13 protein-coding genes and 1 riboswitch are annotated in these 14,563 nt (G+C 52.9%); of the genes, 5 read left to right on the top strand and 8 right to left on the bottom strand.

The annotated features are described in order from the left end of the window. Window positions 1-11 precede the first annotated feature (11 nt). Both D5398_RS14515 and zur read left to right on the top strand, forming a co-directional pair. Window positions 12-1,199 (top strand): ROK family protein, encoded by a 1,188-nt coding sequence (locus D5398_RS14515; RefSeq protein ID WP_120508277.1) that lies wholly within the window; start codon window positions 12-14, stop codon window positions 1,197-1,199. 99 nt (window positions 1,200-1,298) lie between these two features. Continuing rightward, window positions 1,299-1,808, top strand: a complete 510-nt coding sequence (gene zur / locus D5398_RS14510; protein ID WP_120508276.1) for a zinc uptake transcriptional repressor Zur — start codon at window positions 1,299-1,301, stop codon at window positions 1,806-1,808. A gap of 149 nt (window positions 1,809-1,957) precedes the next feature. Here zur and D5398_RS14505 read toward each other — a convergent pair whose 3' ends face one another. The 4 genes from D5398_RS14505 to D5398_RS14485 all read right to left on the bottom strand — a co-directional run bounded on the left by D5398_RS14505 (window position 1,958) and on the right by D5398_RS14485 (window position 5,065). Continuing rightward, a complete protein-coding gene (locus tag D5398_RS14505; protein WP_112287077.1) occupies window positions 1,958-2,167 on the bottom strand; it encodes a CsbD family protein in 210 nt (69 codons plus the stop codon). Window positions 2,168-2,358: 191 nt separating this feature from the next. Continuing rightward, complete coding sequence (gene dinF / locus D5398_RS14500; RefSeq protein WP_120508275.1) at window positions 2,359-3,723, bottom strand: MATE family efflux transporter DinF; 1,365 nt, start codon at window positions 3,721-3,723, stop codon at window positions 2,359-2,361. 245 nt (window positions 3,724-3,968) lie between these two features. Next, entirely contained in the window at window positions 3,969-4,577 is a 609-nt protein-coding gene (gene lexA / locus D5398_RS14490) for a transcriptional repressor LexA (RefSeq protein ID WP_047605531.1), read from the bottom strand. 119 nt (window positions 4,578-4,696) lie between these two features. Continuing rightward, window positions 4,697-5,065 (bottom strand): diacylglycerol kinase, encoded by a 369-nt coding sequence (locus tag D5398_RS14485; RefSeq protein WP_120131484.1) that lies wholly within the window; start codon window positions 5,063-5,065, stop codon window positions 4,697-4,699. A gap of 130 nt (window positions 5,066-5,195) precedes the next feature. Between D5398_RS14485 and plsB the strand changes: the two genes are divergently transcribed. Continuing rightward, window positions 5,196-7,679, top strand: coding sequence for a glycerol-3-phosphate 1-O-acyltransferase PlsB (gene plsB / locus D5398_RS14480; RefSeq protein ID WP_120508273.1), 2,484 nt, complete (start codon window positions 5,196-5,198; stop codon window positions 7,677-7,679). A 119-nt stretch (window positions 7,680-7,798) separates the two neighbouring features. On the opposite strand, the gene ubiA is transcribed toward plsB, so the two are convergent. From ubiA to pgi, 4 genes are all read right to left on the bottom strand, one after another. Then, complete coding sequence (gene ubiA, locus D5398_RS14475) at window positions 7,799-8,677, bottom strand: 4-hydroxybenzoate octaprenyltransferase (RefSeq protein WP_415838475.1); 879 nt, start codon at window positions 8,675-8,677, stop codon at window positions 7,799-7,801. A 29-nt stretch (window positions 8,678-8,706) separates the two neighbouring features. Beyond that, complete coding sequence (gene ubiC / locus D5398_RS14470) at window positions 8,707-9,246, bottom strand: chorismate lyase (protein WP_120508271.1); 540 nt, start codon at window positions 9,244-9,246, stop codon at window positions 8,707-8,709. An 89-nt stretch (window positions 9,247-9,335) separates the two neighbouring features. Further along, entirely contained in the window at window positions 9,336-9,743 is a 408-nt protein-coding gene (psiE, locus tag D5398_RS14465; protein WP_120131480.1) for a phosphate-starvation-inducible protein PsiE, read from the bottom strand. Between the two features lie 194 nt (window positions 9,744-9,937). Further along, complete coding sequence (gene pgi / locus D5398_RS14460) at window positions 9,938-11,584, bottom strand: glucose-6-phosphate isomerase (RefSeq protein ID WP_120508270.1); 1,647 nt, start codon at window positions 11,582-11,584, stop codon at window positions 9,938-9,940. Between the two features lie 228 nt (window positions 11,585-11,812). After that, a riboswitch (Lysine riboswitch) is annotated at window positions 11,813-12,000 on the top strand. A gap of 110 nt (window positions 12,001-12,110) precedes the next feature. On the opposite strand from pgi, the gene lysC reads away from it, so the two are divergent. Together lysC and panS are read left to right on the top strand one after the other, a co-directional pair. Then, entirely contained in the window at window positions 12,111-13,499 is a 1,389-nt protein-coding gene (gene lysC, locus D5398_RS14455; protein ID WP_120508409.1) for a lysine-sensitive aspartokinase 3, read from the top strand. Window positions 13,500-13,591: 92 nt separating this feature from the next. Next, the gene (gene panS, locus D5398_RS14450) at window positions 13,592-14,509 is read left to right on the top strand and encodes a ketopantoate/pantoate/pantothenate transporter PanS (protein WP_120508269.1); all 918 of its coding nucleotides are present in this window, start codon (window positions 13,592-13,594) and stop codon (window positions 14,507-14,509) included. Window positions 14,510-14,563: the final 54 nt, after the last annotated feature.

Below are 14,563 nucleotides of genomic sequence, written 5' to 3'. Positions count from 1 at the left end.
AGGTTTAGTAAATGTCGGTAATCGGATTGAATAACCTGCGGCTACGTCAGTTCAATAAACAGGTGCTGATGACGTTGCTGTATCGCGAGAAAAATGCCAGTAAGTCCACGCTGGCCAGACTTTCGCGTCTGTCGATCCCGGCCATCAGCAAGATCCTCGACGATCTGCAAAGTAATGACTTAATCATCCACAGTCCGGTCAATTTACACTCGCGGGGTCTTGGCGGCGGAAGTTACCAGATAGCCACTGACGGCAGCGCCGTGCTGTGCCTGAATATCACGCCTTACCGCATCGAAAGTATTCTGGTCAGCAGGCTGGTCCTGCCGCTGAGTGACTATCAGATGACGGAGATTTCAGTCAAAACGCCGCAAGCCCTGCTGGCACAAATCGAAGCCTGCTTTCATCAGTACAAAAAAAACTATCCCGGCCTGAAAATCCGGCTGGCACTGGCGATCCACGGGCAGGTCAATCCGACCACCGGCGTATCACAGCGTATGCCGCAGGCGCCCTGGACGGGTGAAATTGAGATTAAGTATCTGCTGGAAGAAAAGCTGCAAACTGACATCCTGATGGACAATGATTGCATCATGCTGGCGCTGGCGGAGAAATGGCAAAATACCAATTATCATCAGGATTTTTGTGTGATTAATGTCGATTACGGTATCGGCTCTTCCTTCGTGATTAACCAGCAAATTTATCGCGGTAATCTGTTTGGCAGCGGACAAATCGGCCATACCATCATTGATCCCCACGGCGACCGGTGCGCCTGCGGACGGTATGGTTGCCTCGAAACCCTGGCCTCATTGTCAGCATTAAAGAAAAAGGCCCGTCAGCTGGAGCCCGCGGATCCGACCAGACGAACGCCATCTACACAGGAGCTGATCGACCGCTATCATCAGGGCGAAAGCGCCATTTGCCAGCAGGTGATGGAAGGTGCCCGCGCACTGGGACTGAGTCTGTATAACTTCCTCAACATTTTGAATATCAATCACATTTATCTTTATGGCCGCAGTTGCGGTTTTGGCGATGCGTGGCTGAAAACTGTCTGCGGGCAAAGCGGCCTCAATCCCTTCGACCGTACCGATCATGTCAAAACCCAGGCGACGCATATCGCACCGGGAACGCTGAGCCGGGAACAGCAAATTATGGGCATAGGGTATTTGTATGTTGAAAAGGCGCTGGACGCGATGGCGGACTGAATGGCGCATAATTCGTCGTTTTAACGCAAGCATGGTAAAATCAACAATGGTCGCATGATGTGACCTATCAATCCCAATCTGCGCTCAGAGAACGTTGCTATGACCCTGAATAATCCGGAAAAATTACTTTCGCAAGCTGAAGAACTTTGCCAGCAGCGCAATGTTCGCCTTACCCCACAGCGGCTGGAAGTACTGCGCCTGATGGCGCAACAACCCGGTGCCATCAGCGCCTATGATTTACTGGATTTATTGCGTGTGAGTGAACCGCAGGCGAAACCTCCGACTGTTTATCGCGCGCTGGATTTTCTGCTGGAACAAGGGTTTATCCATCGTGTGGAATCGGCTAACAGCTACGTGCTTTGCCATCATTTTGAAGAACCGAGCCACACATCGGCGCTGTTTATCTGCGACCGCTGCGGACTGGTGACGGAAAAAACCACTGACGGTATTGAAGAACGTCTGGCGAAACTGGCAGCGGAATCAGGATTTGAACTTCGGCATTCTGTGGTAGAAGCCCACGGTTTATGCGGTGAGTGTAAAGTTGTAGAGACGTGCGAAAGCCACGATCACTGCGATCATGACCACAGTATTGTGGTGAAAAAACGCTAAGGGATTTAGTGTTTGGGCGGGGAATTTTTTGGAAGTTAGACATTCCGACATAAAGTTGGGTACATCCATGTACCCGTATCCTGAAGCGTTCCGGGTAGGAGCAGCTAATTCTCAGGATACGTCACTGAAACGCGAGGGGGAGTCGCGTATTACCAGTGATATTTGTTGCTGGTTTCCCATTCCTTGAGCTCTTTCTCGGCCTGATCTTTCTGATAGCCGTAACGCTCCTGAATTTTACCAACCAACTGATCACGCTTACCCTCAACTACTGTCAGGTCGTCATCGGTCAGTTTGCCCCATTTTTCTTTCACTTTCCCTTTGAACTGCTTCCAGTTACCGTCGGCTTGGTCCTTATTCATAAAATATCTCCTGTTACCTTGGGTTTATGGAGCTGCGTTTTGTTCTGGCAGCTCGTCCTTAACACTTCTAAGGTTAGTAGAGAATCTGGATTAATCCTCCCCCGACAGGGATTAAAACCACTATTAGGATTAATCCAAAGCAGGAAATAACGGCAACAGGGAATTTATCTCTTTGATAAAACACTGCGAACTCAGTGTCCCGGAGAGGAAAACCACGTATCACGCTGCCAGTAACGACGCCAAATCCAGCCCAGTGAAATTCCCCTCAACCCGAGGAAAACGGTCAGCGCCAGCCACAACGCGTGGTTTCCGAGCACCGGCAAGGTCAGAAGCGTCAGCCCGTAACCGAGCGCAGCGACCACCATACTGTTGCGCATTTCCCGCCCGCGCGTTGCGCCGATAAACATACCGTCGAGCAGATAACACCAGACAGCCACCAGCGGCAGTACAATCTGCCAGCCAAGATAATGGTCAGCCAGTTCTCGTAATTCGGGGAGTGACGTCAGCGCATTAATAATAGTCTCGCCTGCCAGGGCATAAATCAGCGCAAAAGCCAGTGCTACCAGTCCTGCCTGACGGCACGCGGCATGCCATACATTCAGCAGTTTTTCCCGGTTACGCGCGCCAAATGCTTCACCGGAATGGGCTTCGATGGCATAAGCAAAGCCGTCAAGTGCGAACGCGGTAAAGGTCAGCAGGTTCATCAACACAGCGTTGACGGCCACAATGTGGCTGCCCAGCCGCGCACCCAGCACGGTCAGCGAAGCAAAGCACAGCTGCAACAGCAATGAGCGCAGCATGATGTCGCGGTTAAGCCCGAGCAGACGGCGCAGATTACCGCGCCAGGCAGAGGTGATTTCTGTGCCGGTGATACCGCGTCGTTTCATCACACGCCAGACAAAATACAGCCCGATGAATAACGTGAAATACTCCGCACTGGCAGTTGCCATCGCCGCACCGCGCACGTTTAGTCCCAGCCCCATCACCAGCCAGATATCCAGAATAATGTTCAGCAGGTTTCCGACAATCAGCAAAATCACTGGCCCGCGAATATATTGGATACCCAGCAGCCAGCCGAGGATAACCAGATTCGCCAGCGAGGCAGGCGCACTGTACCAGCGGATTTCGATAAACAGCCGCGCCTGCTCAAGCACCGACTGACTGCCACCGACGACATGAAATGCCAGCTCCATCAGCGGATGGCGGAACAATAAGATGACAACCCCCGCCAGTACCGCCAGCAAAAAGGGCTGCACGAAAGCGCGCGCCAGCAGCTGATTATCTTTCGCGCCCAGCGCCTGTGCGGTCATGCCGGTAGTGCTCATGCGCAGAAACAACAGCATCATGAAGAGGAAAGTGGTGATCATCGAACCGACGGCCACGCCACCGAGATAATCCGCGCTGTCGAGATGACCGATCACTGCCGTATCCACCAGGCCAAGAAGTGGCACCGTGATATTGGAAAATATCATCGGCAATGCCAGCGTCCAGAGTGCTTTATCGGCGGGACTTAAAAAGGTGTTTTTGAATGCTTGTCGCAGGGAATGATGTTGCATAGAGAATCTCATGCCGGAGCTTCAGGATATGCCTGGAAATGACATCGCCCCGAAAGGGGCGACGAGATGAAACGTTAAAGCTTAGCGGTATGTCAGAGGCGGCTAACGAACTGCAAATCAACAAGTTGACCGAGTAATTCGAGTTGCGGGAGGGCGGCAAGTAAGAGAGTCCCGATGAGCTGACAAGAGTCAGTGATTCGGGTGAACGCACACAGCCAACGCATCTGCATCTCGAAGTACGAAGGTTAAATCCAGTCGCCGTTGCGGATGACGCCTACCGCCAGCCCTTCAATGCTGAAATTCTGTTCGCGCAAGTCCACCACGATCGGCTGGAATTCGCTATTCTCAGGCAATAACTGCACTACGCTGCCCTGCTTTTTCAGGCGCTTCACGGTGACTTCGTCATCGATGCGGGCCACGACAACCTGGCCATTACGCACGTCCTGAGTTTTATGCACGGCCAGCAAATCACCGTCGAGGATACCGATATCACGCATCGACATGCCGCTGACGCGCAGCAGGAAATCGGCACTCGGCTTGAACATCGCCGGATCAACCTGGTAATGGCCTTCGATATGTTGCTGAGCCAGCAGGGGTTCACCGGCGGCAACGCGGCCGATCAGCGGTAAACCTTCTTCTTCTTCCATCAGCAAACGGATACCACGAGATGCACCGGAAACGATCTCGATAACGCCTTTACGTGCCAGCGCTTTCAGGTGCTCTTCCGCCGCATTGGGGGAACGGAAACCCAGACGCGATGCAATCTCTGCGCGGGTCGGTGGCATACCGGTGGTGGAGATATGATCGCGAATAAGGTCGTAGACCTCTTGTTGTCTGGTCGTTAAAGCTTTCATTCCGCCCCCTGGTTGTTTATACAGTCGTGCTGTGAGTATATACAGCTAAACGGTCAATGAAAACCTAAGATTGAATAAAAACAGGGCATAACGGTGATTCCTGGAATACAGATTCCAGATCAGAACCATCGCGGCCAAAAGATACTGACCCAGACAAAAATCGCCAATATGATGGTCAGAAGCACGGCAGCAGAGCCGATATCTTTTGCGCGTCCTGAAAGCTCGTGGAATTCAGAACCAATACGGTCAATCGCACATTCCACCGCACTGTTAAGCAATTCGGTGACGCAAACCAGTACGACGGACCCAATCAGCAGAATGCGTTCGACTGTACTGACATCAAACCAGAAAGATAACAAAATTAGCGGGATAGCGACGCTGGCTTCCTGTCGAAAAGCCGCTTCGTTTTGCCATGCCGCTTTTAATCCTTTCCAGGAATATCCGGCCGCTTTATAAATTCGGGTAAATCCAGTGACTTGGTTCGCCATTTGGGGTACTGATCCTTGAAGGGTTATCCTTAGAAGTGTGCCGTATTTTAGCTTTTATATGACCACAGATCTCCACGGATCTTTCTGGTATCCTTGCGGCGAAATTGCTAACAAGAGGCTTCACGTTTTTATGTCAGGTTGGCGTAGACTTTATTACACATTATTGAATTTACCACTCTCATTGCTGGTAAAGAGCAAGGTCATACCTTCAGATCCGGTTAGCGAGTTGCATTTAGACCCGACGCGACCGATTTTGTACGTATTACCTTATAATTCCAAGGCAGATTTGCTGACGTTGCGTGCGCAATGTTTGGCCCAGAATCTGCCCGATCCCCTCATTCCGCTGGAAATTGACGGAACCCTGCTGCCAAGCCATGTATTCATCGCTGAAGGCCCGCGCGTATTCTCGTATTACACGCCGAAGCAGGAATCCGTAAAACTGTTCCACGACTATCTGGATTTGCACCGTAACAATCCGGATTTAGACATTCAGATGCTGCCGGTGTCCGTGATGTTTGGCCGTGCGCCGGGCCGTGAAGGTCAGGATGATACGCCGCATCTGCGCGTGCTGAATGGCATTCAGAAATTCTTCGCCGTGCTGTGGCTCGGACGTGACAGTTTTGTTCGTTTCTCCAACACCGTTTCCCTGCGTTATATGGCGACGGAGCACGGCACCGACAAAACCATTGCCCAGAAACTGGCCCGCGTGGCGCGTATGCATTTCTCCCGTCAGCGTCTGGCGGCAGTCGGCCCACGTCTTCCTGCCCGTCAGGATTTATTCAATAAATTGCTGGCTTCCAAAGCCATCGAAAAAGCGATTGAAGACGAAGCCCGCAGCAAGAAAATTTCCCACGAAAAAGCCCAGCAAAATGCTATCGCACTGATGGAAGAAATCGCGGCGAACTTCTCTTATGAAGCCGTACGTCTTTCAGACCGCGTGCTGAGCTGGACGTGGAACCGTTTATATAAAGGCATCAACGTTAATAATGCTGAGCGCGTTCGTCAGCTGGCGCTTGATGGTCAGGAAATTGTGTATGTGCCCTGCCACCGCAGCCACATGGACTACCTGCTGCTCTCTTACGTGCTCTATCACCAGGGGCTGGTGCCGCCGCATATCGCTGCCGGTATCAACCTGAACTTCTGGCCAGCTGGCCCGATTTTCCGACGTCTGGGCGCGTTCTTCATCCGCCGTACCTTTAAAGGCAACAAGCTGTATTCCACCGTTTTCCGCGAATATCTGGGCGAATTGTTCAGCCGCGGTTATTCGGTCGAATACTTTGTCGAAGGGGGTCGTTCACGAACCGGGCGTCTGCTGGAACCGAAAACCGGTACGCTGGCGATGACCATTCAGGCCATGCTGCGCGGCGGTTCACGTCCGATTACGTTAGTGCCGATTTACATTGGTTATGAGCACGTAATGGAAGTGGGGACTTACGCCAAAGAATTACGCGGCGCGACCAAAGAGAAAGAAAGCCTGACGCAAATGCTGAACGGGCTGCGCAAGCTGCGCAACCTCGGTCAGGGCTATGTGAACTTCGGTGAGCCGCTGCACCTGACCACTTACCTGAACCAGAATGTGCCGACCTGGCGTGAAGCGATTGACCCGATTGAAGCGCAACGTCCGAGCTGGCTGACGCCAACGGTGCAGGATTTGGCCGGGCAGATCATGGTGCGTATCAACAACTCAGCGGCGGCTAACGCCATGAACCTGTGTTGTACGGCGCTGCTGGCTTCGCGTCAGCGTTCACTGACCCGTGAACAACTCATTGAACAAATCGACTGCTATCTGCAATTGCTGCGCAATGTGCCGTATAACGCCGATTCGACGGTACCTGATCTGAGCGCAGCTCAGTTGCTCGATCACGCACTGAACATGAATAAGTTCCAGGTTGAGAAAGACAACATTGGCGACATCATCGTTCTGCCGCGCGAGCAGGCTGTTCTGATGACGTATTACCGCAACAACATCCATCACATGCTGGTGTTACCGTCGCTGATTTCCAGCATTGTCATGCATCACCGTCAGGTCACCCGCGCAGAATTACTGCGTCAGGTAGAGCTGATTTATCCGATGCTCAAAGCTGAACTGTTCATGCACTTTGATAAGTCAGAACTGCCTCAGGTGTTGGATGTCCTGACGCTGGAACTGGCACGTCAGCAAATCATTCATCTGGAAGATGATGAACTGACGCTGAACCCGGCGCGGATCCGCACGTTACAGCTGCTGGCGGCAGGTGTGCGTGAAACGCTGCAACGCTACGCGATTACCTTCTCGCTGCTCACTAATAATCCAAGCATCAACCGTGGTGCGCTGGAAAAAGAGAGCCGGATTATGGCGCAGCGTTTGTCCGTGTTGCACGGTATCAATGCGCCTGAATTCTTCGACAAAGCGGTGTTCTCAACGCTGGTCGGCACATTACGCGCTGAAGGTTATATCAGCGACAGTGGTGATGCGATTCAGGAACAAACGCGTGAGATTTACATCATGCTCAGCGATTTGATGACGCCGGATATCAAGCTCACCATTGAAAGTGCGGGCATGCCTTCTGAGCTGCCGCAAGCAACTGAGCCACCGGCTGAGCCAAAAATGGATGTGCGCGATACCGATCATTAACCGGCATTCGTTGCGCCAGCCATAAAGTTGCGCCAGCCATCAGGCGGCAAAAACAAAACGCCCGGACTTTTGACAGAGTCCGGGCGTTTTTTATGGGGGCTGAATCAGTTCAGAAACTCTTACAACGTGAAGGCTGACAGGCTCATCAGGATGCCAAGGAACAGCACCAGCCCGACATAGTTGTTCTGGCGGAAAGCCAGGAAACAGGCATCACGATCACGTTTCGCAATCAGCTTCTGCTGATGCACAAACAGTGCAGCGGCCAGCAGCAGCGACCAGTAGAACGGCGCGCCAAGTTGCGATAGATGACCGACAATGCCCATCAGCACTAACGTCGCCACTTGCAGCAGACCGATAATCAGCGTGTCAAAACGACCGAACAGAATCGCTGTCGATTTCACGCCGATCTTCAAATCGTCGTCACGATCGACCATTGCATATTGCGTGTCGTATGCCACCGTCCAGCAGATATTGGCGGCAAACATCAGCCAGCAGCTGAGCGGTACGCTTTCGCTTACCGCCGCGTAAGCCATCGGAATAGCCCAGCCAAACGCAGCGCCTAACACCACCTGTGGCAGATGGCTGACCCGTTTCATAAACGGATAAATCCATGCCAGCGCCAGCCCGGCCAGAGACAGCAAAATCGTCATGCGGTTGAGCAGCAGAACCAGCAGGAAGGATACCAGCACCAGCCCGACGAAAAGCATTTTCGCCTGCTTACCGGAAATGGCACCGCTCGGCAGCGGACGATTCGCGGTACGTTTTACATGGCCGTCAAATTTACGATCGGCGTAGTCGTTCACCACGCAACCGGCTGCACGCATAAAGAACACGCCAAGCACGAAAACCAGCAAAATTTTTGCCGAAGGCAGTCCGCCACCGGCGACCCACAACGCCCATAATGTGGGCCACAGCAGCAGCAGCGAGCCGATAGGCTTATCAATACGCATCAGGCGGCAGTAATCACGCCATGTTCCCTGAGTCATATTTCCTGACACTCTCTGTTCTCCTTGTTGATTCGTCTGACTCATTGCTGCCCCACCCTATTTTGCGGGCGATGCAACGGCGAGTCCGGCAGGAAAATTTCAGTCAGCAACAGCGGTTTATCTGAGAGCCGCAGACGGGAACGACGCGCCCATAAATCGCCCTGTTCACTCTGCAGTTGCCCTAAATGGATGTAATCGCGGGTCAGGTTATTACCGCTAAACAGATAGCGTCCGAGCGGTACGGTGCCCAGATCTACCAATGCCAGATCCGGCCCGGTCAGCGTTTCCTCAGGAATGATCGTGCGACCCAGCAACCAGGGTTCGGCATCCCCAAACAGTACGATTTCGCGGATCCAGTAACGGGCACTTTCCGGCAACTGCTGCGCTTCACTTTCACCCAGTTCATCGCGGCTGACAAAACATTCATTTTGCGGCTTCACGGTGACGGTAACACCCTGCTTTTCAAACCGGCGGGTCATGGATCCCATTTCCATCAGCCAGTCAGCCACATCCGCAGGCACCTGCGAGGGATCGTCAAACCAGTAGATCGGGGATTGTTCAGGGGAATGGGAATCAGACATCAACGGCTCCGTAATGAAGGTATTCATACCTCCAATGAATTATCTGCCCCGCATTCTAGCGCATGAATGCGGGTCAGTAATGGCCTGTTTTATTCGCGGCGAAGACGTTCGCTGTTGGCAAGGAACAGCGTCACGACCAGCACGAGGATGGCGCAGGCGTAAACCAGTGTGTCATAAGGACTTTTGTGGTCGACGATAATCAGACGGATAATCGCGGTAATGCCGATGTAAATAAAATAGCGCAGCGGGAAGTGATAACCCGAGGAAAAATATTTGATAATCAGCGCAATAAACTCGAAATAGAGGAAGTAAATCACAATCCCCTCTATCAGCAGATACGACGAAGACTGGTCGTTATTAACGAACAACACCATGGCCAAATGATAGGTTTCGCGCCCGATAAAAATCATCAGGATCGCGGCCAGTCCCAATAAGAAAACGTTCAAGATTCGCTGCATAATGACGGATATCATCATTGCGCGTTTTGATCCTGCCATGTGATCTACATCCCACTTTTGTTATGAATACCCGCAGAATACCACAGAGTCAGCACCGGCAAAGCGCCATTAAAAAGGGCCAGCCGGTGAAGGCTAACCCTTTTATTTTGGCGTAGTAAATACCTTAATGCCCTAAATCATTCGGGCTGGACCAACGTAACCAACGCTGAAACAGTCTGAAGAATGACGAGGGATTAGCGCCAGTTTTTGAAGCGGTTAATCAGACCGTTCGTGGAGCTGTCGTGGCCGGTAACATCTTTATCGCCATCCAGCTCTGGCAGGATACGGTTTGCCAGCTGTTTACCCAGTTCCACACCCCATTGGTCGAAAGTGTAGATGTTGAGGATTGCGCCCTGAGTAAAGATTTTGTGCTCGTACATCGCAATCAACGCACCCAGGCTGTAAGGCGTGATTTCACGCAGCAGGATGGAGTTAGTCGGACGGTTACCTTCAAACACTTTGAAGGGAGCGACGTGTTTCACGTCTTCCGGTTTTTTACCCTGATCGGCGAATTCTTTCTCGACGACATCCAGAGATTTACCGAACGCCAGCGCTTCTGTCTGTGCGAAGAAGTTAGACAGCAGTTTCGCGTGGTGATCGCTCAGCGGGTTATGGCTGATGGCCGGAGCGATGAAGTCACAAGGGATGATTTTGGTTCCCTGGTGAATCAGCTGATAAAACGCGTGCTGACCGTTGGTACCTGGTTCACCCCAGATGATCGGGCCAGTCTGGTAATCCACCGGGTTGCCGTTACGGTCAACGAACTTACCGTTAGATTCCATGTTGCCTTGCTGGAAGTAAGCAGCAAAACGGTGCATGTACTGGTCGTATGGCAGGATAGCTTCGGTTTCAGTACCGTAGAAATCGTTGTACCAGATACCGATCAGCGCCAGCAGAACCGGCAGGTTTTTCTCAGCCGGTGTATTGGCGAAGTGTTTATCCATCGCATGTGCGCCGCTCAGCAGCTGTTCGAAGTTATCGAAACCAACAGACAAGGCGATGGACAGACCAATTGCAGACCACAGTGAATAACGACCGCCGACCCAGTCCCAGAACTCGAACATGTTGTCGGTATCGATACCAAATTCGCTCACTGCTTTACCGTTGGTAGACAGCGCCGCGAAGTGTTTCGCCACGTGTTTGTCGTCGCCTGCGGTTTTCAGGAACCAGTCACGCGCGCTGTGGGCGTTGGTCATGGTTTCCTGGGTGGTGAAGGTTTTTGATGCAACCAGGAACAGGGTCGTTTCCGGAGACAAATCTTTCAGCGTTTCGGCAATGTGCGTGCCATCCACGTTGGAGACAAAATGCATATTCAGGTGGTTTTTGTACGGACGCAGCGCCTCGGTCACCATGAACGGGCCGAGGTCTGAACCGCCGATACCGATGTTCACCACATCAGTGATGGCTTTACCGGTATAACCTTTCCACTCGCCGCCGATAACGCGTTCGGTGAAGCCTTTGATTTTCGCCAGAACGGCATTCACTTCCGGCATCACATCTTTGCCGTCCACGACGATTGGCGTGTTGCTGCGGTTACGCAGGGCAACGTGCAGCACGGCACGGTCTTCTGTGCGGTTGATCTTCTCGCCAGAGAACATCGATTTGATTGCGCCCTGAAGGTCGGTCTCTTTTGCCAGCGCCTGCAGTTTGTCCAGCGTCTCGGTAGTGATACGGTTTTTGGAGAAATCGACCAGCATCTGGTCTTCAAACGTGGCAGAGAACTTGGAGAAACGATCACCATCTTCAGCAAACAGATGGCTAATCTGCACATCTTTCATCTTGTCGAAATGCTGCTGCAGGGCTTGCCAGGCAGCGGTCTGAGTTGGATTGATATTTTTCATAGCAATGCTCTTAGGCTGAGAATAAATATGAGGTAACTGTCCCGATTGTATCCTGAACTTCCCGAGATGAGATGCCTTTTCTTGCGATAGGCCAGATCTGCCAAATCACAATGACAGAGAACAATATTAGATGAGAATCGTTCAAAATGTGGCGCATGGGCTGCGAGACCGTTGACAGACGCGCCATAACCCGTTATTCCTAAGCACCTAACTCGCGCGCATGTCGCGTGAGCCAGAAGAGGCGCGTCGCCCAGGAAGTGTATCGGAGGAGCCGAATCCTACGAAGGTACATCAGGGGGAGCGACGCCGAGGTCTGAAGCCCGCGGCAGGCATATGATCGACTACAGGGGCTGAATCCCCTGGGTTGTCACCGGGCATCCGCGAGGATGTCGACAAGGTGGGGCGCTTCTGGGTGTATCGTAGCATCTCTACGTCTGCCCCCTTCCCGCTCTCCCCTTGTGCCAATTCTTATAGAATTATGGAATAGATGGCCGTCTGGTATGACGACCCTGACATGAGGTTTTACATGAATTACGCAGCATCCCGCAACGCCAACCCGCAGCCTCTGGGCAACGTTATCGTCGCCAAATTCGGCGGTACCAGCGTAGCGGATTTCGACGCCATGAATCGCAGTGCAGATATCGTTCTGTCGCGCCCTGAAGTGCGTCTGGTTGTTCTCTCCGCCTCTGCGGGCGTCACCAATTTATTAGTCGAGCTGGCCGAAGGCAAAGAAGCTGAGCGCCGGGCGTTTCTGCTTGATGAAATTCGCCGTATCCAGAATGCCATTATTGACCGTCTGGATGATCCGACGGTGATCCGCGAAGAGCTGGCCCGCATGCTGGAAAACATCGCCATGCTGTCCGAAGCTGCCAGCCTCGCGACATCAACGGCACTGACCGACGAACTGGTCAGCCACGGCGAACTGATGTCCACCCTGTTGTTTGTTGAAATTATCCGCCAGCGCAATGTGCCGGTGGAATGGTTTGACGTGCGTAAAATCATGCGCACTAACGATCGTTTCGGTCGTGCAGAACCGGACACGCAGGCACTGAGCGAGCTCACCGTTTCGCAGCTGCAACCGCGCCTGCAGGACGCGCTGGTTATCACGCAAGGCTTTATCGGTTCAGAAAGCAAAGGCCGCACCACCACGCTTGGCCGTGGCGGCAGCGATTACACGGCAGCCCTACTGGGCGAAGCACTGAGCGCTGTACGTGTGGATATCTGGACTGACGTACCGGGAATTTACACCACTGACCCGCGTCTGGTGCCGGCAGCAAAACGCATTGATCGTATCGCTTTTGAAGAAGCCGCTGAAATGGCGACATTTGGCGCGAAAGTTTTACATCCGGCCACGTTATTGCCTGCGGTACGCCGCGGTATTCCGGTGTTTGTCGGCTCGAGCAAAGATCCGTCGGGCGGCGGCACTTTAGTCTGTGATACCACTAATAATCCGCCGCTGTTTCGTGCGATAGCGCTGCGCCGCAGACAAACGCTGGTCACGCTGCACAGCCTGAGCATGTTGCATTCGCGCGGTTTCCTCGCCGAAGTGTTTGGCATTCTGGCGCGTCACAGCATTTCCGTGGATCTCATCACTACCTCAGAAGTCAGCGTGGCGCTGACGCTGGATACCACCGGTTCCACCTCTTCTGATGCCAGCCTGCTGACCACTTCGCTGCTGACCGAATTATCCTCACTGTGTCGCGTGGAAGTAGAAGAAAATCTGGCGCTGGTCGCCATCATCGGCAACAAATTGTCGCAGGCTTGCGGCGTCGGTAAAGAGGTTTTCGGCGTACTGGATCCGTTCAATATCCGCATGATTTGCTACGGCGCAAGCAGCTACAACCTGTGTTTCCTGGTGCCGGGCAACGATGCCGATCAGGTCGTTAAAACTCTACACCGCAACCTATTCGAATAATTACGGGCGCGGTATCTGTGAAGACCGGGCCATGTGCCCGGTCTTTTTTTGTCTGTACTTTTGCAAAACAACAAAGACAAGGATCATCCTCAATGTTAGCCAAAATAACCCGCCTGTTCCCGCTGTGGGCCGTGCTGTTATCCGTCGCGGCCTATTATTCGCCCGGCACGTTCACCCCGATCGGCCCGTATGTTTCCACGCTACTGATGCTGATAATGTTTGCGATGGGCGTCACCCTCGAATTCGGTGATTTCAAGCGCGTTCTGTCGCGTCCGGGCCCCGTAGCCGCCGCCACTTTCCTGCATTATCTGGTGATGCCGCTGGCCGCCTGGGTGCTGGCAAAACTCTTCCATATGCCTGCGGATTTATCGGCGGGTATGATTTTAGTGGGCAGCGTCGCCAGCGGCACTGCTTCTAACGTCATGATTTATCTTGCCAAAGGCGACGTTGCGCTTTCCGTGACGGTTTCTGCCGTCTCCACGCTGGTCGGCGTTTTCGCCACGCCGTTGCTGACGCGTTTGTATGTCGATACGCATATCAAAGTGGATGTGGAAGGCATGCTGCTGAGCATTTTGCAGATTGTGGTCATCCCGATTTTAGCCGGTCTGATTATTCATCATCTGTTCACGAAAACGGTGAAACGCATCGAACCGCTGCTGCCGCTGTTCTCGATGGTGTGCATCGTGGCAATTATCAGCGCCGTAGTGGCGGGCAGTCAGGGCTTTATTGGTTCCGTCGGCCTTATCGTGATTGTGGCGGTGATCTTGCACAACGGCATCGGCCTGCTGAGCGGTTACTGGGGTGGGAAGCTGTTTGGTTTTGACGAAACCACCTGCCGCACGCTGGCGATGGAAGTCGGTATGCAGAACTCCGGGTTAGCCGCGACGCTCGGGAAAATTTATTTCACCCCGCTGGCCGCGCTGCCGGGCGCATTGTTCTCGGTCTGGCACAATCTGTCAGGCTCGTTGCTGGCCGGTTACTGGTCCGGTAAACCGGTAAAAAAAGACTGATTTCAGACAGTTGAAAGAACAAAAAAACGGGTGCTTTCTTAGCACCCGTTTTTT

This window comes from Rahnella bruchi (assembly GCF_003614975.1).
In the GTDB taxonomy this organism is placed as follows: domain Bacteria; phylum Pseudomonadota; class Gammaproteobacteria; order Enterobacterales; family Enterobacteriaceae; genus Rahnella; species Rahnella bruchi.
Note: the sequence above shows the minus strand (reverse complement) of the source record. Positions and strands in the feature narration are given on the sequence as shown.

What these genes read in the sequence shown, in the direction of transcription:
- zur (WP_120508276.1), top strand. Translation starts at nt 1,299, where the DNA reads ATGACCCTGAATAATCCGGAAAAATTACTTTCGCAAGCTGAAGAACTT.
- dinF (WP_120508275.1), bottom strand. Translation starts at nt 3,723, where the DNA reads ATGCAACATCATTCCCTGCGACAAGCATTCAAAAACACCTTTTTAAGT.
- D5398_RS14515 (WP_120508277.1), top strand. Translation starts at nt 12, where the DNA reads ATGTCGGTAATCGGATTGAATAACCTGCGGCTACGTCAGTTCAATAAA.
- plsB (WP_120508273.1), top strand. Translation starts at nt 5,196, where the DNA reads ATGTCAGGTTGGCGTAGACTTTATTACACATTATTGAATTTACCACTC.
- D5398_RS14485 (WP_120131484.1), bottom strand. Translation starts at nt 5,065, where the DNA reads ATGGCGAACCAAGTCACTGGATTTACCCGAATTTATAAAGCGGCCGGA.
- lexA (WP_047605531.1), bottom strand. Translation starts at nt 4,577, where the DNA reads ATGAAAGCTTTAACGACCAGACAACAAGAGGTCTACGACCTTATTCGC.
- D5398_RS14505 (WP_112287077.1), bottom strand. Translation starts at nt 2,167, where the DNA reads ATGAATAAGGACCAAGCCGACGGTAACTGGAAGCAGTTCAAAGGGAAA.
- psiE (WP_120131480.1), bottom strand. Translation starts at nt 9,743, where the DNA reads ATGGCAGGATCAAAACGCGCAATGATGATATCCGTCATTATGCAGCGA.
- panS (WP_120508269.1), top strand. Translation starts at nt 13,592, where the DNA reads ATGTTAGCCAAAATAACCCGCCTGTTCCCGCTGTGGGCCGTGCTGTTA.
- ubiC (WP_120508271.1), bottom strand. Translation starts at nt 9,246, where the DNA reads ATGTCTGATTCCCATTCCCCTGAACAATCCCCGATCTACTGGTTTGAC.
- pgi (WP_120508270.1), bottom strand. Translation starts at nt 11,584, where the DNA reads ATGAAAAATATCAATCCAACTCAGACCGCTGCCTGGCAAGCCCTGCAG.
- lysC (WP_120508409.1), top strand. Translation starts at nt 12,111, where the DNA reads ATGAATTACGCAGCATCCCGCAACGCCAACCCGCAGCCTCTGGGCAAC.